Source organism: Streptomyces sp. NPDC037301 (assembly GCF_055602785.1).
The window spans coordinates 234,898-254,356 of sequence record NZ_JBVJWD010000006.1; the positions used below are offsets into that span (position 1 = coordinate 234,898).

Genomic DNA, 19,459 nt, shown 5'->3' on the forward strand with positions numbered 1-19,459 from the left:
GCGCAGCCACCGCCCCCACTCCTTCCTTCCCCTCTTCTCAAGGAGATTCAGGTGTCGAGCTCCACCCCCATCAACCGCAGAGCACTGTTCCGCATGGGTGCGGGCGTCGGTCTGGGACTGGCCGCCGCCCCGCTGCTCGCCGCCTGTGGCGACGGCGGCACGACCGCGAAGGCGGAGGCCAAGAGTGCCTCGCTGCTCCCCGACACCGCGGTCCGTAACATAGGCCTCGAGCCCGACCTGGCGGGCACCGCCGCCGGTGTTCCGCAGGGCTACTTCAGCTACCCGGCCAAACCGCTGCGGGCCACGAAGGGCACCCCGCTCAAGGGTGCCAAGCCGATCAGCGCGACGATGGAGACCTTCTCCCCGCCGCCGCCCGCCCGCGGCAGGAACGCAGCCTGGCAGGAGATCGAGAAGCTCCTCGGTGGCCAGGTGAACATCACCGCCGTCCCCGCCGACGACTACGGCACCAAGTTCTCCACCATGGTCGCGAGCGACAGCCTGCCCGATCTCTTCATGTATCCCGAGGTCGGGGGCGTCGACAACAAGGCGGCCTTCCTCCAGGCCAAGTGCGCCGACCTGACTCCGTACCTCGCCGGGGACAGGATCAAGGACTACCCGAACCTGGCAGCGATCCCGAAGGGCGCCTGGCAGGCCGCGATCTTCGGCGGGAAGCTGTACGGCATCCCGATCGCGCGCACAGGCACCGGCGGCGCCGGCTTCTACCGCCACGACCTCTTCGAAGAGGTCGGCGTCACCGACCTCGCCCAGATCTCGGACCTCGACAGGTTCGTCGAGGTCTGCAAGGAGCTGACCCGGCCCAAGAAGGACCAGTACGCGATCATCGCGGGCGCCACCACCATGCTTGCGATGTCCGCGGGCGCGCCCTACTACTGGCGGCTCGACGCCAAGACGGGCAAGTTCACCACCGACCTGGAGACGCCGGAGTTCCGCAAGGCCGTGGAGACCGCGCGCGAGCTGTACAAGGCGGGCTGTTTCTATCCGGGCACTCTCCAGATGTCCGGGGCGCAGAAGGCCCAGTACACGGACATGTTCAAGAACGGCAAGGGCGCCTACGTCTACGACGGCATGCCCACCTACCTGGCACCCGGCGTCGGCTACATCGCCTCGATGAAGGCGATCGACAAGAAGTACGACCCTCGCCCCTTCGTCCCGTTCGGCAAGGACGCCATCGCCTGGATGGACAATGTCGAGCTGCAGAACACCCATGTGAAGAAGGCGTCCGGAGACCGTGTCAAGGAGGTCCTGGCCCTGGCCGACTTCGCCGCGTCCCCGTTCGGCAGCGAGGAGTACACGCTCATCAACTACGGCGTCGAGGGCAAGGACTTCACCCGGGACGTCAAGGGCAACCCGGCCCTCACCAAGCAGGGCACCCAGGACGTCACCGTGCCGTGGAAGTTCATGGCCTCCGCTGTCCCCGCCATCTTCAGCGCCGACTCGGAACAGGGCGTCCGTCACGTCCACGACGCCTTCACCAAGATGATTCCGATCACGGAACAGGACCCGACCCTGCAGTACTCCTCGCCCACTTGGGACTCGAAGGGGTCCGGCAGCCTCTACACGTTCAAGCAGGACGCGCTCAAGGACATCATCGCGGGCCGCAAGTCCATGTCCGCCTACGACCAGCTCGTCAAGGACTACCTGGCCAAGGGCGGCGAGCAGGCCCGCGGCGAGTTCGAGGACGCCTTCCAGAAGGGGAAGAAGTGACGACGCGACGCTCGGCCCTCAGGCTCGGCGGCGCGGCGGTGGCAGCGGCCGTCGCCGTACCCGCACTCGGCTCGACCGCCATCGCACAGCCGCATGGCTTCGACCCGAAGCCCGGCTCCGACGGCGTCGGCGACCCGCTCTTCCCGACCCTCGGCAACGGCGGCTACCAGGTCGTCCACTACGACCTCGCCTTCGACTTCACCCCGGTGACTTACGACTTCACCGCCGTCGTGAAGATCAACGCCAAGGCCACCCAGGACCTCTCCGCCTTCAACCTGGACACCGACGGCCACACCATCGACTCCGTCACCGTCGCAGGCCGCCCCGCCACCTGGGTGCTCTCGCCCGGCAAGAGCGGCCAGGAGTTCACCATCACCCCCGCCCGCCCGCTCCACAACGGGCAGGCGTTCACCGTCGAGGCGCGCTACCGGGGCAACGGCAAGGCGCCCCGACTCGGGCTGACCGGCTGGAAGTTCGGCACCGACGGCGGCTTCGCCTCCGCCGCCCAGTCCTCCCGCGCCGACACCTTCCTGCCCTGCAACGACACCCCGTCCGACAAGGCGACGTGGACGTTCCACATCAGCGCCCCGCAGGGCTACGTCGCCGCCGCCAACGGCGAACTGCTCCACAAGACCCCGCGCGCCGACGGCTCCACCGTCTGGCACTTCGCCCTGCGCGAGCGCATGGCGACCGAACTCATCGGCATCGCCGTCGTCAAGGGCACCTATCTGTACGGCACCAGCCACCGAGGACTGCCGCTGCGGCACATCGTCCCGCAGGGACAGGAGGACAAGTACGGTCCGATCGTCGCCCGTACCGCGGACCATCTGGCCTGGCTGGAGGCGAAGTTCGGCCGCTACCCGTTCTCCGTCTACGGAGTCCACATCTACGACGGCTACACCGACGCCCTGGAGAACCAGACCCTCTCCCTGTTCTCCACCAACTGGTTCAAGCTCAACGCCAACGGGCAGCCCGGCTACGAGACCACCATGGTCCATGAGCTCGTCCACCAGTGGTTCGGCGACTCCGTCACGCCGAACGACTGGCAGCAGGCCTGGCTCAACGAGGGCCCCGCCGTGTACTACGCCGGCCTGTACGGCGAGGAGCGCGGCTGGTCTGTCTTCGAGGACAAGATGAAGGCCACGTACGTGAAGCTCGACGCCATCCGCGCCACCGACGGCCCGCCCGGACTCCCGAAGGCGCTCGGCGGCACCAACATCTATGACGGCGGCGCACTCGTCCTGCACGCCCTCAGCCTTCAGATCGGTCAGCGGCGGTTCGACCGGGTCATGCGTGAGTGGGTGAAGCGCTTCAAGGACTCCACCTACACCAGCGAGGCCTTCATCCGGCATACGGTCGACGTCACCGGCGACAAGTCCCTCGACCCGTTCCTGCGCGACTGGCTCTTCGGAGCCGTGAACCCGCCCATGCCCGGCCACCCCGACTGGAAGGCCTCCGCGTGAACCGCCGCTCCCCGAACGTCGTACGAGGAACCGCCGCTGCCGCCACCGCCGCCTTCCTGGCCGCGCTCCTCGCCGCCCCGACCGCCCAGGCCGCACCCGGCCCCCGCACCCTGTACGCGGCCCCGGACGGACACGGCGCCTCCTGTACGGTCGCCCGCCCCTGTACCCCGGAAGGCGCCCGCGACCGGGCCCGCACCGAGACCGGCCGCGACGTCCGAGTACTTCTGAAGAACGGTACGTACAAGCTCGACGAACCCCTGAAGCTCGGCGCCGCCGACTCCGGGAAGGACGGCCACACGGTCACCTGGACCGCGGCTCCCGGCGCCCGCCCCGTCCTCTCCGGCGGACAGGACATCACCGGCTGGCGGCAGAACGCCGACGGCACCTGGACCGCCGACGTCCCGGCCGGCGTCACCCCCCGTCAGCTCTTCATCGACGGCAGACGCGCGACCCGCGCCCGGGGCACGGTCTGCACGGCGAGCACCTGCGACGCCACCAGGACCGGCATGACCGGCGCCACCGCCACCGGGATCGACCGGTGGCAGCGCCCCACCGACGCCGAAGCCGTCATCCGGGTCCGCTGGCGCAACTACCACTGCCGGATCACCGGCGTCAGAGGCGACGTCATGACGTTCGCCCAGCCCTGCTGGACCAACTCGGCGAGCGGCACGAACCGCACCGGACCCGCCTGGGACTCCACCGCGGTCGACTCCACCCGCTACAGCGGCGTCGCCTTCTTCGAGAATGCCCCCGAACTCCTCGACCAGCCGGGCGAGTTCGTGTGGAATTCGCAGAACCGCACTGTCACGTACCTGCCGCGCAAGGGCGAGAACATGCGCCACGCGCAGGCCGTCACTCCGTACACCGAACAGCTGCTCGTCGTCGATGGTGCCCGTGACGTCACCGTGGACGGGATCGGCTTCGCTTATGCGGCTTACCGCCGGCCCGGCACGGATGAGGGCTACGCGGGCATGCAGGCCGGTCTCACCCTGACCGGAGCCACCGGCCCCGTCGACCATGCGGGCCGCTTCTACACCAAGCCGTCGGCCGCGGTCATCGTCCGCGGCGGACAGCACATCAGCATCGAGAACGCCCGGTTCAGCCGGCTCGGCGGGGCGGGCGCCATCTTCGAAGCGGGCACCAAGGACAGTTCCCTGACCCGCTCGTCCTTCAGCGATCTGTCCTCGGGCGCGGTGTACGTGGGCGACACCGAGCCGATGCCCGGGGCGGCGCTCGCGGGGGAGCGGAACACGATCGCGTACAACACCATCACCCGCTCCGGCGTCGAGTACACCGACTCGGTGGGCATCTGGGCCGGTTACGAGGCAGAGCTGACCGTCGACCACAACAGCCTGGACCATCTTCCGTACTCCGGGATCTCGGTCGGCTGGGGCTGGAACCAGCCCGAGGCCCAGAAGTCCGTGCTGCGTGACAACAAGGTGACCGACAACCGCATCACCAATGTCATGGAAGTCGCCCAGGCGCAGCACGACGGCGGAGCGATCTACACCCAGGGCGCGCAGCCGGGCACGGCCGTCTCCGGCAACTACATCAACCGCTCCGCCTTCGGCAACACCGAGCGCGACGGCAACGGCATCTATCTCGACGAACAGTCCTCACACATCGTCGTCGAGAAGAACGTCATCACCCGCATCGGCTACAAGTGGGTCTCGAACTGGGCGGATTACGGCATCCAGAACACCGCCCGGGGCAACTGGACCGACACTGCCGCGCCCGTACTCGGCGGCACGGGCTCGGTCATGACGGACAACCTCACCGGTCTGGACCGACTGCCGGCCGAAGCCCTCGCCGTCGCAGCCCGGGCAGGCGCCCACGGCGGCCCGGTCGAGCAGCTGCGGACCGACCTGGCCCGTACCGGCACCGCGACCCAGTCCTCCACCGAGGGAACGGCGGCCGCGGCGCTCGCACTGGACGCCGACACCAACACGGACACCCGCACGCTGTCCGAGGCGGGCGCCTGGTGGCAGGTCGACCTGGGCAGCGCACAGCGCATTCGTCAGATCGAGATCTGGAACAACTCCTCTTCCGCGACAGCCGACTTCGATGTCGTCACCGACGGCGCGACGGTCCACGTCAGCGGGAAGGCGCTGCGCCCGACAGTCCTGAACCTGGACAGCCGGACCCGCACGGTGAAGATCGTGACCTCCGGCACGGGACGCGTGGCACTCTCCCAGGTGCTCGTCCACCCGTAGTGGTCCGCCCTCCGTCGCCGGGCGAATCACGATGGAGGGCACCTCGGCACCCGGACGCCGCCGGTCACCCGACCGGCGGCGTTCCCGTGCTCGCCCGCACCACCACCTCTCCCGCCACCCGCACCACCCGGGCCCGCCGCCCCGCGGACGGCTCCCGCAGCGCCAGCGCGATCACGTCCTCGCCCATCGAGGTCAGCGGCAGCGCCACCGTGGTGAGCGCCGGCGACAACTCCCGTACCAGCGGAATGTCGTCGAACCCGGCGAGCGAGACATCCTCCGGCACTCGTAGCCCCTCCTCCCGCAGCGCGGCGAGCGCACCGACCGCCATCACATCGGTGACCGCGAACACACAGGTCGGCCGCGGCCGGCCGAAGGCCAGCAATCGCCGGGCCGCCGCATACCCGCCGTCGCGAGTGAACGCGCCCTCCACGACCAGGTCGAGCCCGATTTCCGACTCCGCGAGCCCTTCCCGGAAGCCAGTGAGCCGGTCGGAGACAGTGGTCAGCGCGGGCGGGCCGGTGAGCACCGCGAACGTGCGGTGCCCGAGCCCGACCAGCGTCCGGGCGAGCGCGGCCGCCCCCGCCCGGTTCTCCGGCTGTACGGTGTCCACCCGCAGGCTGCGGTGCCTGCTGACGACGGCCACTCGCCCCCCGCCCCGTACGTAAGGCTCCAGTTCGGCACCCAGGGCCCGCTCCCACGACCGGTCCTGGAAGCCGGAGCCGATGAGCAGGATCGCGCGGGCGCGCTGAGCCCGCAGCATCGAGACGTAGGCGATCTCCCGGGCGGGTTCCCGGAAGGTGGAGGCCAGCATCACCAGCAGATCCTGCTCGGCCGCGGCGCGCATCACGCCACTCGACACGGCGGCGAAGTACGGATCACTGACGTCATGACAGATGACGCCCACCGTACGGTTGTTGGTCGAATTCGCGAGTGCCTGCGCGTGGGCGTTGGGGATGTAATCGAGCCGCTCCGCCGCCGCGCGTACCCGCTCTCGCAGATCGTCGCGTACCCGGGTCGTGCCGTTGAGGGCGCGCGAGGCGGTGGCGGGGGACACCCCGGCCTCCCGGGCCACGGCGTCGAGCGTCACATGCGCCGCTGCGGGAAGGCCGCCGCGCGGCTCCGGGCGGTGCGGTGTTCCCCGTTCACTCAACTCGACCCCCAAGGGCGCGGTGATGGCAGGCCCCGAAACTTGTCGACGACCTATTGACCGTGCGTGCAGGCAGTCACTAGCGTGGCGAAAACCTTATCAGAAAGCGCTTTCTGAAAGCGCCTTCTCGTCATCGCAGGATCGCACAGCTCTCCACAACTGCACCCGAAGCGGCGGGAGTTCACAGTGAGCCAGAGCGCGTTGACCAAAAGGCCCCCTGAAGCGGAGGGAGTTGTCCGGCGGGCCGGTCCCTCGGCGGGGGAGCGGTTCACGCGGGCGGCCGAGCGGAGCTGGCGGCCCGTCGCCCTGCTGCTGGCCTGTTTCGCCGTCTGGTGGGTGATCTCGGCGGCGGAGCTGGTGAAGCCGTATCTCATGCCGTCACCCGGGGCGACCCTCGATGTCCTTACCGGCAAGGCCGGTTATCTCTGGCAGCACACCTGGGTGACCACATACGAAACGCTGCTCGGCTTCCTGATCGCCGTGGCCGTCGGTGTACTGGCGGCAGTCGTCATGGTGTACTCCTCGACCGTCGAGCGCACGCTCTATCCCATTCTGCTGTTCGCCCAGGTCGTACCGAAGATCGCGATCGCGCCGCTGTTCGTCGTCTGGCTCGGCTTCGGTATCGAGCCGAAGATTCTCATCGCCGTGCTCATCGCCTTCTTCCCCGTCGTGATCTCCATGGTCACCGGCCTCAAGGCGGTCGACCCGGAGATGCTCCAACTGTCGGCGACCATGGGCGCGGGGCCCTGGCAGACGTTCCTCAAGATCCGCTTTCCGGCCTCGCTCCCGCATCTCTTCTCCGGGCTCAAGGTCGCGGTCACCCTGGCGGTCACCGGAGCGGTCGTCGGCGAGTTCGTCGGCGCCAACGAGGGCCTGGGCTATGTGATCCTCCAGGCCAACGGCAACCTCGACACCCCGATGCTCTTCGCCGGGCTGCTCGTGATGTCACTCATCGGCGTCGTGCTCTTCGTCGCCGTCGAGATCGCCGAAATGCTGCTGCTCCCGTGGCACGCCAGCCGCCGGGACGCCTCCGCCACCACCACGTACTGACTCCGTCGTACCGACTTCGTCGCGAGAAGGGCCAGCCCATGCATGCGCGCAGACTCCTGATCGGTGTCGTACCCCTCGTACTGGTGGCCACGGCCTGCGGTGGCAACGACGCGTCGACCACCACGAGCGACTCGGGCAAGAAGCTGGACAAGGTCACGCTGACGCTCAACTGGTATCCGTACGGTGAACACGCGCCGTTCTACTACGGCAAGCAGCAGAAGATCTTCGAGAAGCACGGCATCGACCTGAAGATCCAGGCGGGTCAGGGCTCGCAGAAGACGGTGCAGGCCACCGCCGCGGGCCAGACCGACTTCGGCTGGGCCGACACCCCGGCACTGCTCGCGGGCGTCGACCAGGGCGTCCAGGTGAAGAGCCTCGGAGTCTTCCTCCAGACCACCCCGGCGTCGGTGCAGTCCTTCGACGCCGAAGGCATCGAGTCGCCTGCGGATCTCAAGGGAAAGACCATTGCGGGGACCGCGGGTGACGCGCTCTCCAAGACCTTCCCGATCTTCCTGAAGAAGAACAACCTCGACGAGTCGGACGTCAAGGTCCAGAACACCGACCCGGCGGGCAAGATCGCCGCGGTGATCTCCGGGAAGACCGACGGACTCCTCGGCTACGCCAGCGACCAGGGTCCCACCATGCAGGACAAGGCAAAGAAGCAGGTCTCGTATCTGCGTTTCTCCGAGAACGGGCTGAACTTCTACTCCAACGGTCTGCTCGCCGGACAGAAGATCCTCGCCACGAAGTCCGAACTTGCCGGACGCATGGTGCAGGCGGTCAGCGAGTCGTGGGCGGCTGCCGAAAAAGCCCCCGGGCCGGCGGTCGCGGCGATGGACGGAGCCTCGGAGCAGCTGCCGCCGACCACGGTCCTGGCCGAGCAGTTCAAGACGACGCTCACTTTGCTGCACACCTCGTCGACCGAGGGGAAGGCGCCCGGAGTGAACAACGAGGCCGACTGGCAGCAGACCATCGACGTCTTCGCCGAGGCGGGCATGGTCAGCAAGCCGAAGGCCGTCGTGGACTACTGGGACGAGAAGACGGCGCTGAAGGGATGACGATGCCGAAGCAGCACACGACGCGGACCAAGGCACCGGTTCCCGCCGCGGCGGCGGTCGGACTGTCCGATGTGGCGGTCCGGTTCCGCAGCAGGAAGCGCGATGTCACCGCGTTGCGCGAGGTATCGCTCGATGTGGCGCCCGGTGAGTTCGTGGCGATCGTCGGACCGTCCGGATGCGGCAAGTCGACCCTGCTCAAGCTCGTTGCCGGACTGCTGAAGCCGTCCTCGGGCGAGGTCCGGCTCGGCGGCGAGCAGGTCGAGGGGGTGCGGCACGACATCGGTTACGTGTTCCAGCGCGCCGCCCTCCTGGAGTGGCGCTCGGCGCGCCGCAACATCCTGCTCCAGGCCGAGATCCGGAAGATGCCTCCGGCGCAGGCGCGCGGCCGGACCGACGAGCTGATCCGGATGACGGGCCTGGCCGGCTTCGAGGACGCGTATCCGCATGAGCTGTCCGGCGGAATGCAGCAGCGTGTGGCGTTGTGCCGGGCGTTGCTCCACGAACCCCCGGTGCTCTTGATGGACGAGCCGTTCGGCGCGCTCGACGCGCTCACCCGCGAGCAGATGAACATGGAGCTGAACCGCATCTGGCGGGAGACCCGCACCACCGTCCTGCTGGTCACCCACTCCATCTCGGAGGCCGTCTATCTGGCCGACCGCGTGGTGGTGATGAGCCCGCGCCCCGGCACGATCTCCGAGATCATCGAGGTGGGACTGGACGCGGAACGGGAGTACGGCGAGACGCTGGGCCGCCCCGAGTTCCGGGACGCGGCCGCCCACATCCGCGACCTCCTGGGTGCGGCTTCCGCGCACGACTGACGGTGTCCTCGGCCGCCGGACGGGCTGGAAGACCGAGCCCGTCCGGGGCGATCGAGGACAGGACGGCTGTTCTGCTCACTCCAGCCCGAACGCGTCCGCCAGCATCTCCGTCTGCGCGCCCAGCAACGTGGCGCCGCTGTGGCCCATGCCCACGAACTGCCCTGCGGCCTCCAGTCCCACGGAACCGTGCAGCTGTGCCCACGCCAGCACCGCACCCGCCAACGCCTGTGCCGACTTCCCGGTGTCCCCGGCCGCAGTCGGTGCGTACTCGGCCACCCACTCGCCCACTGCTCCGTCCGTGCCCAGCCACGCCGTCACCTCTGCCACCACCGCAGCGACCTGGGCTCCCGGTGTCCCATCAGCGAAGACCGCCAGGAAAGGCCCGAGAACGGCACGGGCCCGGTCCAGCGTGTCGTCCGGAGCGACATAGCCCGGCACGGGTGCGCCCTGGATCAGCAGATAGCGGTGCGGCTCCTCGACCGCCCAGGCCCGGTAGGCATCGGCAAGCGTGTGCAGCCGTCCGCGAGGGCCCTGCGAGACGGCCGATGCGTCGGTCGCCGCTTCGGCCATCGCCGCTGCCGCATCGTCGTACGCATCCCGGATCAGTGCGCTCAGCAGATCGTCCCGGCTGGCGAAGTAGCGGTAGAGCGCCGGTCCTGAGAGCCCCATCTCCTTGGCGATGCGGGTCAGCGCGAGCGCCCCGACCCCGCCCTCGGCGAGCTGCTGAAGCGCGACTTCCTTGATCTCCGACCGGGTCTGCTCCCGGTACCGGGCGCGCGGCCCCTGCTCGGCTCGGACCATCACCGGCTCCCCTTCGCTAGGTGGACTCACTTCTGTTATGGAGTCTAACAGTGGATATTGCGATGACTCATCGCGAGAGTTACTGTCTCTAACAGTTGCGAGAAGTCGTAGCGAGTCAAGTCAATCCAGAGCCGATCAAAAGGGGTATGCCATGACCGCAGCACGTGATCTTCAGGTCGTTCTCGGCGCCGGCCCGGCCGGCACCGCGCTCGCCATCGAACTGGCCCACCGCGGCCACCCGGTCCGGCTCGTCGACCGGGCGGGCGACGGGCCCGCGATCGAGGGCGTCGAGCGGTTCGCCGCCGATGTCGCGACCGCGGACGGCGCCCGCGCCGCGGCCGGTGGCGCCGCCGTCGTCCACCACTGCGTCAACGTTGGCTACCACCTCCAGGTCGAGGTGATGCCACGGATCCAGGAGGCCGTTCTCGCAGCGGCCGAGGCAGTCGGTGCGCGCCTCGTCGTACTCGACACGCTGTACCCGTACGGCGAGACGCACGGCGCCGTCATGACCGAGGACACCCCGTGGAACGCGACGACCCGAAAGGGCCGGATGCGTGCCGAGCTGGACGCCCGCTATCTTGCGGCGCACAGGGAAGGGCGGCTCCGTGTCGTCCTGGGCCGGTCCGCCGACTTCGTCGGACCCGGCGTCCTCAACTCCACCCTCGGCGGCGCCGTCTTCCCCGCCGCGCTGACCGGGGGAGAGGTGCCGGCCCTCGGCGACATCGACCTGCCGCACAGCTACACCTACATCGGCGACGTCGCCGCCGGGCTCGCCACGCTGGGCGAGAATCCGGACGCCGACGGCCGGGTCTGGCACCTGCCGACAGCCCCGGCACTTACCACCCGACAGATCTTCGCGATGATCGAGGAACGCACCGGCCGCCCCCTGAACATCACGGTCGTCGACGAACCGCGTCCCTTCGGCCCCTTCGACGAGGTCTTCATGGCGGAGTACGCCGAGATGTTCTACCAGCACACGGAGGCGCAGATCGTCGACTCCTCGGCCATCGAGAAGGCATACGGGCTGTCCCCCAACCCCCTTGCCGACACGCTGGTTTCGACGCTCGCCTGGTACGGGGAGCTGCTCGCCGCCCGCTGAACACGCAGCGGCCCCGGGCTGCGGTACGCGCAACCCGGGGCCGCCGTGTGTACCTGCCCGCTCAGTACCGCAGCCGGGACAGATACGTATAGCTCGCGAGCGCCGAGGCGAACGGATCAGCCGGTGCGTCGTGCTCCACCAGCCACTGCTTCACACCGCCCTGCCGCGCCGTGTCGAACATCGCCGGGAAGTCCAGCACCCCCGAGCCGACGTCCGCGAAGTCCCCATTGGGCGCCATGTCCTTCACATGGAGTGCCGGGAAGCGTCGCGGATGCCGTACGAAGAGCTCGCCGGGCGCCGAGGCACCGCCGTTGGCCGCCCAGTACAGATCCAGCTCGAAACCGACCAGTTCCGGGTCGGTCTCGGTGAGCAGGATGTCGTACAGGCTGACGCCGTCCACCACCTGATGATCCGTCCCGTGATTGTGGTACAGCAGCTTCAGCCCGGACTCGCGCGCGGCGAGCCCCACTCGGTTGAACTCCTTGGCCACTTCCCGGTATCCGGCCGGACTGTGCAGCGAACCCGGCAGGCTGGGCACGACGATCCACTTGCCGCCCAGGGTGTGGATGTCCTCCAGCGCCTGGGGGAGTCCGGCCCCCTTCACGATGTCGTAGCCGACATGTTCGAGGACGGCCCGCAGCCGGGTCTCGTCGAGCATCCGCCGGATATCGGCCGCGCTGTGGCCGTGCCGACCGCTCACCCCGACCGTGGCATAGCCGATCTCCGCCAGCCGCTCCAGGGTGCCTCTGAAGTCCGTCGCCAACGGCGAACGCATGGTGTACAGGTGCATGCCGATCCCTGACGGCGGGATACGCCGGCGTCGGCGGGCCTCGGTGGCGGACGCGGAGGTGGTGCCGAGCCCTGCGGCTGCGGCAACACCCACAGCCGTGCTCAGAAAGGTGCGCCGTGTGCGGTCCATGCGGGTCTCCCCTCTCAACTCACGTCGATGCGTACAAAACCGGTGCTGGTGTCGCCCTTGTCGTCGGTGACCGTCAGATGCGCGGTGTACGCACCCTTCCGTTCATAGGTGTGCGTGGCAGTCGCACCCTCCGCTTTGGTGTTGTCGCCGAAGTCCCAGTGGTACGAGGCGATCGTGCGCCCGGCCACCGGCTCGACCACACTGGTCAGGGCCACGACGAGCGGTGCGGTGCCCGTCGCCGGAGCCGCCTTCACAACGACCTTCGTACCGTGTCGCTTCTCGACGCCGGGACCGTTGAAATGCAGCCAGTCGACCGCGAACAGATCGGCCTTGTCGCCGCTCCATTCCGGGTTGCTGAACACCGCGTACAGCCTCGTGCTGCCGCCGGGATCCGTCAGTGCCGTCGTCGGTGAGACGATCTTGCCCCAGTCACCGGTGTTCGGGACCGTCACCTTGCCGAGCAGCGGGCCCGTCGGCGATCCGGCCCGGAATTCGACACTTCCGCCGATCCCGCCGGAGGCCGCACCGACGGTCACCGAGCCGATGTTCTTCAGGTTCACCGGATCGAAGGTGATCCAGTCGCCGTCCTCGATCTCGGTCAGCCGTTTCCCGCCGGAGGCACCGGCCCTGCTCCCGATCACCGCGCCGCCGTGTGCACCGCCGGTCGCCGTGAAGTGCTCGGCCTCTCGGAAGGCGGTACGCAGAGTGAGCGAGGCGGAACCGGTCAGCGTGGGTGCGCCCGGAGCGCCCTTGTCCTCGTACTGAGCGGTGATGCCGTAGTACAGGTTCTGTCCCGGACCGTGGCTGTCCCCGGCATCCGTGACGATCTCCCCTGTGCAGCCGGTGTAGTTGTCGAGCGGATGCAGATGGGTGTCATGGCCGAGCTGCGACTGCACGACCACCCGTGAACAGTCGATCGGCCCATTCTTCCCGTCCTCCTTGTCCTTGACCTTGACGGTGAAGGGGACGGTGTCGCCGAAGCTGAACACCCCGCCGTTCGGGGGCTGTTTGATGGTCACCTCCGGACGGGAGTTGCCGACGGTGATGTCCTGCACGGCCTGCGCCGTAAGACCGCCGGGCCCGGTGACCGTGAGCCGCGCGGTGACCAGCCCCTTCGTGCGATAGGTGTACGAGGGGTTCGCGTCGGTCGAGTCGGTGGTGCCGTTCCCGTCGAAGTCCCAGGCGTACGAGACCGGCCGGTCGCCGGGCAGTCCGGAACCGGCGCTGGAGAAGTCGACCGTCAGCGGCGCCGGACCGTTGTCCCGGCTTGCGGTGATCTTCGCATCGGGCAGCCGTCCGTCACCGACGTAGTCGATCCGGTAGATGCCGGCACCCTCGTTGCTGCCACCGCGGCCCGTACCGCTGCCGAGCCCGAAGTCGATGACGTACAGCGCCCCGTCGGGACCGAAGTCGGCATCGAAGGGCTGGTTCCACTGCATGTCCTGGAAGATGCCGTTGATGGAATGGAGTTCACCGGCCTTGACGGGAGCGAACCGCGGATCGTCGAACGTCTGGTCCTTCTGCTGGAAGGAGAACGTCTTGAACCACCGGCGGGTCAGCTCGTAGTTGATCCACTTCCCCTCGAAGTACTCCGGGAATTTGGTGCGGTAGGTGTTGTCCGGGTCGTAGTCGTAGACGGGACCGCTCATCGGGCCGCCGCCTCCGGTGCCGAGCTCCGGGAATTCGGCGGATGCGGAGTAGGCGTACCAGACGGTGGCGGGCTGGGCAGGCGGCAGTTCCCGCAGCCCGGTGTTGTTCGGTGAGTCATTGACGAGCGCCGCGCAGTCGAACTTCGGACCCGACTTCTTCGTCGTGAAGTCGTAGTCAGTGAAAGGGGTGTTGTTGCCTATGCAGTACGGCCAGCCGAAGTTCCCCGCCTTGGTGATACGGGTGTACTCGACGGTCCCCTCCGGCCCGCGATCGGTGACCGCCTCCTTGGCGTCCGGACCGTAGTCGGCGACCATCAGTGCGCCGCTCAGCGGATCGGTGGTGATCCGGAAGGGATTGCGCATCCCCATCGCGTAGATCTCCGGACGCGTCTTCTCCGTACCGGGCGCGAAGAGATTGCCCTCGGGAACGGTGTACGTACCGTCGTCCCTGGGTGTGATGCGCAGAATCTTGCCGCGCAGATCGTTCGTATTTCCCGCCGTGCCCTGGGCGTCCCAGGCGCGCCGGCCCGCGCCCTCGTCGATCGGGTTGAATCCGTCCGAGGCGAACGGATCGGTGTTGTCCCCGGTCGCCGCGTACAGATTGCCGGCCTTGTCGAAGGCGAGCGAACCGGCCATGTGGGAATTGGCCCGGCCCTCACCCCGCCAGGTCGGTATGGTCAAAAGCCTCTTCTCCGACGCGGGATCGACTGTATTGCCCGTGACGGTGAACCGGGAGAGATTGAGTTGTTTCTCGGTCTTGTCCGAGTGCAGCAGATAGAGCCAGTTGTTCGTGGCGAAGCCCGGGTCGAGGGCGAGGCCGAGCAGTCCGTCGGACTGACTGGTCATCTCCGGTGTGTACGCGAAGTCCAGCGCAGTCGACACCTTCATCGTCTGCTGGTCGATGACCTTCAGCTTCCCGGTGCGCTGGGCGAAGAACACCCGGCGGTCGGGGGCGACGGCGAGTTCGAACGGGTCGGCGAGGTCGCTGGTGGCCAGCGCGGTCCGCTGGAACGAACCGGTCCGCGTCGCCGTGCAGTCACCGGGCTTCGCACCCGCGGCCCATTCGATACCGCCGAGAAGGTGCTGGACGAAGCCCTCCTCCTGGAACGCCGAGGACGCGTGCCCGCCTGCGGTGAACCAGGAGCGGCCGCCGTCGTAGTTCTGGCACCAGGACCACGGATGGTCCACGCCCTCGTCGAGCCCGTTGATGCCGTCGCGCACCTTGATCTGCGCGAGGGTGTGCACCTTCGAGGTGGGATTGGTGCGCCAGTTGTACCACTCCTCCGTACGCTCCCAGAGGTCCGGAAGGCCCTTGGTGGAGGGGTGCGCGTGATCGAGGACCTTGATCCGGCCGGTCTGCACGGCCGGGTGCTGGTCGAAGATGGCACCGGCAAGACCCTCGTACCAGTCCCAGTCGCGCTCACTGGCGGACGCGGCATGCAGACCGACCCAGCCGCCTCCCGCACGGATGTACTTCTGCAGGGCCGCCCGTTCGTCGTTGTTCAGCAAGTCACCTGTCTCCGGTGTGGAGTTGGTGTTGTTGAACACGACCGCCTGGAAGCGGGCGAGATCGGTGTCATTGAAGACGGCGGAGTCGTCGGTCGCCTCGACCTCGAAGCCGTTCTCGGCGCCGAGCTTCTTGATCGCTTCGACCCCGGCGGGAATCGAGTCGTGATGGAAGTTGGTGACCTCGGAGAAGACCAGGACCCGGAAGGAAGCCGCGTGGGCCCGGGGCGGCGAGGCCACCAGAAAACCGACTACCAACGCCAGGAGTGCGGTGACGGCGATGAGCGGCGAGGGAAAGCGGTGACCTCGTAACGGGCGGCTTTGCAACGGGCGATGACTCATGGGCGCTCCCTGTGCGGTAGATGCCGACTGCGGGATTTAGAAAGCGCTTTCTGGAGTGCATCGCTCAGAGTAGGTTCAGGTCTTGATGGGGTCAATGGGCCGGGAGCGCACTCTGTGACTGGGGGGTGGCTTCGTGCTCCCGGCGCTGCCGGGGGAGAGCGGTTGCTCCCGGTACGAGGGCCACCGCCCCGGTCATCGGCGGAGGAACCCGCCGATCCGCTCCCGCAGCCCCCGCGGATCCAGACCGTGGGCGGCGAGGTGCTCGTCCATTTCCCCGTACTTGCGCAGCTCGGCCCGACGCACCCCAAGGCCCAGCAAGCGGTGCGGCAACTCGGTGAGCGCGTCATTGGCCGCGGCCGTGGACGTGCCTGCCAGGTACGGTTCGACGATCACCACATCGGCGGCCCCGTGATCACCGACCGCCCGCCGCAGCCCGGCCCCGTCGAAGGGGCGCACCGTCGTCGCGTACAGCACGGTCACATCGAGGCCGTCGGTCGCCGCGAGGACATTGTCCAGCATCGGCCCGACCGCGATCACCACCCCGCCCTTCCCCTCCCGCACCGCTGTGAAGCCGGTCCCCGCGCCGACCGGCCGCGCCCGGTCGTTGGACTGCAGCGACAGCCGTACGTACACCCGGCCGTCCTCGGCCGCAGCCTGCCGCAGCAGCTCCTCGGCCTCGTCGGGGTGGCCCGGGACGTGCAGCGTCCAGCCGTCGAGGGTGTCCATGAGGGCGACATCGCCCGGTGACATATGGGTGAAGCCGCCGGCCGGCCAGTCGTACGAGCCTCCGGCACTCACCAGCACCCCGCCCACTCCCTGATGGCCGAAGTCGAGCTTGACCTGCTCGAACGGCCGCTCGACCAGAAAGCTGGCGAAGGTGTGCACGATCGGCCGCAGGCCGGTGAGCGCCATCCCGGCGCCCGTCCCGATCAGCAGCTGTTCCCTGATTCCCACATTGATGACCCGGTCCGGATGGGCCCGCGCGGCGCGGTCGAAGCCGTCCCGGCTGATCTCGGCCAGCACCAGTGCGAGGCGGGGGTCCTCGTCCAGCAGCTGTGAGGTGGTCGAGATGAAGCGGTCACGCATCGTGTCCATGTGAAGTGTCCCTCTCCGGTTTCGTTGCTTCTGTCTCTTCGGCTTTCGCCCGGTGCGTTCAGTTCTTGGGGCCGACGCGTGCGACCACGGCCCGCGGCCGCCCAGGGTGTGGTGCAGTGAAGGCCGCGTACAACGCCTCGTGGTCCCGTCCGTCGACGGAGTCGACCGACCAGCCCGCAGCCTCGAACCGGGCGGCGATGCCGCCGGGCCGGCCGAAGGACGCCGACGCGTTGTCGATCACCACGGTGTGCAGCTGTTCCAGCCCGGCCGGGCCCGCGTAGGCGAGGGCCTCGTGATTGCTGCCCTCGTCAAGCTCGGCGTCCCCGATCAGCACCCATACCCTCGGGTCGGTCAGCCCCTGCGCCCGTAGACCGAGCACGCTCCCCACGGCCAGCGGCAGCCCGTGCCCCAGCGACCCGCTGCCGATCTCGATCCCCGGCGCCAGCGTCCGGTCCGGGTGATGCCCGAGCGGTGAGTCGTACGCCCCGAACCCGGAGAGCAGCTCCTCGCCGAAGAAGCCGTGCGCGGCCAGGACCGCGTAGTACGCCATCGGACCGTGCCCCTTGGACAGCAGGAAACGGTCGCGGTCGGGCGCGTCGGCGGTGCCGGGCGTCACCCGCAGCACCCGGTCGTACAGCACCCAGAGGGCATCCAGCGTGGAGGTCGCGGCGGGGCCGTGCTTCTCGTCCCCCGTCATCAGGCTCATCAGCCGGTTCATGTTGCGGTAGTCGCCCGTGGGCGCAGCAGTCGTGTTCGTCATGGACCCAGCGTTGAACATCAAGTCTGGTTGAGGTCAAGCCGGGAAAGGTGTTCGTGACCACCCGTCGAAGTGCGGTATTGTTCTCATGCGCGTTCGGCCAGGGGAAACCCCAGGTCAGGCGGGTATCGGGACGTGGCGCAGCTTGGTAGCGCACTTGACTGGGGGTCAAGGGGTCGCAGGTTCAAATCCTGTCGTCCCGACTGGAGACAGTCGCAGGTCAGGGCCGGTTTCGGAGCGATCCGAAACCGGCCCTTGATCATTTTTGGGGACCAGTTGGGGACCAGTTAGGGTCTGGCGTCCTTGACCGGGCCTGCGCGTCAGCGGGTCATGACGATGGGGCTCGGCAGTGAGCGCGGTGCGCGCAGCACGTTGAAGTGGGCAGAGAGCGCCGCTCCGGCGGCCGTGATCTTGTGGACGTCCGGGTGAAGGTAGCGCTGGGTGGTGGTCAGTGAACCGTGGCCGGCGATCCTGCGGAGGACGTGTACTTGGACCCCGGCGTCGGCGAACCAGGTCAGTCCGGTGTGCCGGAGGTCGTGGCGGCGCAGATGCTCGTAGCCGAGCTTGGTGACCACGTCGTCCCAGTGTGTGGCGTCGCGCAGGACGGCGGTGGAGATGCGTCCGCCTCGCGGGCCTGTGAACAGGCGGGCGTCCGGATTGGGGCCGGCGGACAGGATGCGCTGGGCGACGAGGGGGCGGATCTCCTCGACGATGGGAACCTTGCGGGCCCGCTTGCCCTTGGTGCCTTTGTCGGTCAGCCCGCCGGGCGCGGGTGTGGTCTGACGCCGCACGGTCCAGATCCACTGGGTGGTGTCGATGTCTCCGACGCGGCAGCCTGAAATTTCGCCGATCCGTGCGGCGGTGCACGCGGCGAAGATGACCACCTCTCCCCAGCCGCGGTACTCGTCGTGCGAGGCAGCCACGAGCGCATCGGCCAGTGCGACGAGTGTTTCCCAGTCGGGCAGGGCGAGCGCGCGCGGGTCGAGGAGTTCGTCCTCGGCCTGCTTGTAAAGCTTTTGCCAGCCGGTCACCCGGGCGGGGTTCACCTTGATGATGCCGTCGCGGACTGCCTGCTCCATGACGCGGACCAGAACGGCGATGGTGTTCTTGACCGTTGAGCGACTGAGCTCGTCGGCGATCCAGTTCTGCACGGTGCGGTCGACAGCGCCGTTGGTGATCATGCGGACCGCGAGGTGGCCCAGGGCGGGCACGACGCGCATCCGCCAGCCTGACAGGTAGGGATCGAGTGTTTTCAACTCCAGGCCGCGCAGGGCGAGGTCCATGTTCGCGTTGCCGTATTCGGCGAGCTTCATGGTGGCGAGCGACGGGGACAGCCCTGCCTCAGCCGCTTCGATGATGGACTGGAGCCACTCCTGCGCTTCGTCCTCGTCCGCCTTCCCCTCCGACAGCGACAGACGCCGCTTCGTAGCCGGGTCGAACCAGCGGACTCGCGCGCGGTACGGGTTGGGGCGATCAGGCCGGTACTCGATGTCGGTGGTGAGTCGGACACCGACCGGCACAATGGCCTTGTCGGCCATCATGCGTCTCGGCGCGGGACGGTCCGGTGGCTGTGCAGCCATTCCTCAACGTCGAGCGCGCTGTACATGATGACGCGTTCCGAAACGGAGACGAACGGCGGGCCCTGGGGCGGCCGAGCGGTGCGCCAACGGCGCAGAGTCGAGGTGTTTACACGCAGGCAGGCGGCGAGGTCGCACGTCGAATACCAGGCATTGGCCAGCAGAGACGACCGGCTGTCACCTCGGACGAAAGGGGCATCGCCTTCATGCTTCGTGTGCGTCTGGCGGTCTGTGTAGTCT

At 68.3% G+C, this 19,459-nt stretch carries 14 protein-coding genes and 1 tRNA gene; 8 read left to right on the forward strand and 7 right to left on the reverse strand.

What is annotated here, in order from left to right:
* Nucleotides 1–51: 51 nt before the first annotated feature.
* The 3 genes from ACZ7IB_RS13310 to ACZ7IB_RS13320 are packed head-to-tail and all read left to right on the forward strand — an operon-like array spanning nucleotide 52 to nucleotide 5,401.
* Nucleotides 52–1,725 carry an extracellular solute-binding protein gene (locus ACZ7IB_RS13310; RefSeq protein ID WP_470912294.1) on the forward strand — a complete coding sequence of 558 codons (1,674 nt, stop codon included), beginning with the start codon at nucleotides 52–54 and terminating at the stop codon, nucleotides 1,723–1,725.
* Nucleotides 1,722–3,188 carry a M1 family metallopeptidase gene (locus ACZ7IB_RS13315; RefSeq protein ID WP_470912296.1) on the forward strand — a complete coding sequence of 489 codons (1,467 nt, stop codon included), beginning with the start codon at nucleotides 1,722–1,724 and terminating at the stop codon, nucleotides 3,186–3,188. The genes ACZ7IB_RS13310 and ACZ7IB_RS13315 overlap by 4 nt, the downstream gene beginning before the upstream one ends.
* The gene (locus ACZ7IB_RS13320) at nucleotides 3,185–5,401 is read left to right on the forward strand and encodes a right-handed parallel beta-helix repeat-containing protein (RefSeq protein ID WP_470912298.1); all 2,217 of its coding nucleotides are present in this window, start codon (nucleotides 3,185–3,187) and stop codon (nucleotides 5,399–5,401) included. The genes ACZ7IB_RS13315 and ACZ7IB_RS13320 overlap by 4 nt, the downstream gene beginning before the upstream one ends.
* A gap of 64 nt (nucleotides 5,402–5,465) precedes the next feature.
* Here the strand turns inward: ACZ7IB_RS13320 and ACZ7IB_RS13325 are convergent, their stop codons facing one another.
* Nucleotides 5,466–6,488, reverse strand: coding sequence for a LacI family DNA-binding transcriptional regulator (locus tag ACZ7IB_RS13325; protein WP_470912493.1), 1,023 nt, complete (start codon nucleotides 6,486–6,488; stop codon nucleotides 5,466–5,468).
* A gap of 246 nt (nucleotides 6,489–6,734) precedes the next feature.
* Between ACZ7IB_RS13325 and ACZ7IB_RS13330 the strand changes: the two genes are divergently transcribed.
* From ACZ7IB_RS13330 to ACZ7IB_RS13340, 3 genes are read left to right on the forward strand one after another with little or no spacing between them, the layout of a single operon-like run.
* Nucleotides 6,735–7,598: an ABC transporter permease gene (locus ACZ7IB_RS13330; RefSeq protein WP_470912300.1), complete on the forward strand. Its 864-nt coding sequence runs from the start codon at nucleotides 6,735–6,737 to the stop codon at nucleotides 7,596–7,598.
* A 38-nt stretch (nucleotides 7,599–7,636) separates the two neighbouring features.
* Nucleotides 7,637–8,656, forward strand: coding sequence for an ABC transporter substrate-binding protein (locus tag ACZ7IB_RS13335; RefSeq protein WP_470912302.1), 1,020 nt, complete (start codon nucleotides 7,637–7,639; stop codon nucleotides 8,654–8,656).
* Nucleotides 8,653–9,474 carry an ABC transporter ATP-binding protein gene (locus tag ACZ7IB_RS13340; protein WP_470912304.1) on the forward strand — a complete coding sequence of 274 codons (822 nt, stop codon included), beginning with the start codon at nucleotides 8,653–8,655 and terminating at the stop codon, nucleotides 9,472–9,474. The genes ACZ7IB_RS13335 and ACZ7IB_RS13340 overlap by 4 nt, the downstream gene beginning before the upstream one ends.
* Before the next feature lie 75 nt (nucleotides 9,475–9,549).
* Here the strand turns inward: ACZ7IB_RS13340 and ACZ7IB_RS13345 are convergent, their stop codons facing one another.
* Entirely contained in the window at nucleotides 9,550–10,275 is a 726-nt protein-coding gene (locus ACZ7IB_RS13345; protein WP_470912307.1) for a TetR/AcrR family transcriptional regulator, read from the reverse strand.
* A 151-nt stretch (nucleotides 10,276–10,426) separates the two neighbouring features.
* On the opposite strand from ACZ7IB_RS13345, the gene ACZ7IB_RS13350 reads away from it, so the two are divergent.
* Nucleotides 10,427–11,374, forward strand: coding sequence for an NAD-dependent epimerase/dehydratase family protein (locus tag ACZ7IB_RS13350; protein WP_470912309.1), 948 nt, complete (start codon nucleotides 10,427–10,429; stop codon nucleotides 11,372–11,374).
* A gap of 61 nt (nucleotides 11,375–11,435) precedes the next feature.
* On the opposite strand, the gene ACZ7IB_RS13355 is transcribed toward ACZ7IB_RS13350, so the two are convergent.
* The 4 genes from ACZ7IB_RS13355 to ACZ7IB_RS13370 all read right to left on the reverse strand — a co-directional run bounded on the left by ACZ7IB_RS13355 (nucleotide 11,436) and on the right by ACZ7IB_RS13370 (nucleotide 17,645).
* Nucleotides 11,436–12,293, reverse strand: coding sequence for a sugar phosphate isomerase/epimerase family protein (locus tag ACZ7IB_RS13355; protein WP_470912311.1), 858 nt, complete (start codon nucleotides 12,291–12,293; stop codon nucleotides 11,436–11,438).
* A gap of 14 nt (nucleotides 12,294–12,307) precedes the next feature.
* The gene (locus ACZ7IB_RS13360; protein WP_470912313.1) at nucleotides 12,308–15,790 is read right to left on the reverse strand and encodes a ThuA domain-containing protein; all 3,483 of its coding nucleotides are present in this window, start codon (nucleotides 15,788–15,790) and stop codon (nucleotides 12,308–12,310) included.
* Between the two features lie 192 nt (nucleotides 15,791–15,982).
* The gene (locus ACZ7IB_RS13365; protein WP_470912314.1) at nucleotides 15,983–16,885 is read right to left on the reverse strand and encodes a transketolase family protein; all 903 of its coding nucleotides are present in this window, start codon (nucleotides 16,883–16,885) and stop codon (nucleotides 15,983–15,985) included.
* A 58-nt stretch (nucleotides 16,886–16,943) separates the two neighbouring features.
* On the reverse strand, nucleotides 16,944–17,645 hold the full coding sequence (locus ACZ7IB_RS13370; protein WP_470912316.1) for a transketolase: 702 nt from the start codon (nucleotides 17,643–17,645) through the stop codon (nucleotides 16,944–16,946).
* 126 nt (nucleotides 17,646–17,771) lie between these two features.
* Between ACZ7IB_RS13370 and ACZ7IB_RS13375 the strand changes: the two genes are divergently transcribed.
* Nucleotides 17,772–17,845, forward strand: a tRNA-Pro gene (locus ACZ7IB_RS13375).
* A 117-nt stretch (nucleotides 17,846–17,962) separates the two neighbouring features.
* Here ACZ7IB_RS13375 and ACZ7IB_RS13380 read toward each other — a convergent pair.
* A complete protein-coding gene (locus ACZ7IB_RS13380; protein WP_470912496.1) occupies nucleotides 17,963–19,180 on the reverse strand; it encodes a tyrosine-type recombinase/integrase in 1,218 nt (405 codons plus the stop codon).
* Between the last annotated feature and the right edge of the window lie 279 nt (nucleotides 19,181–19,459).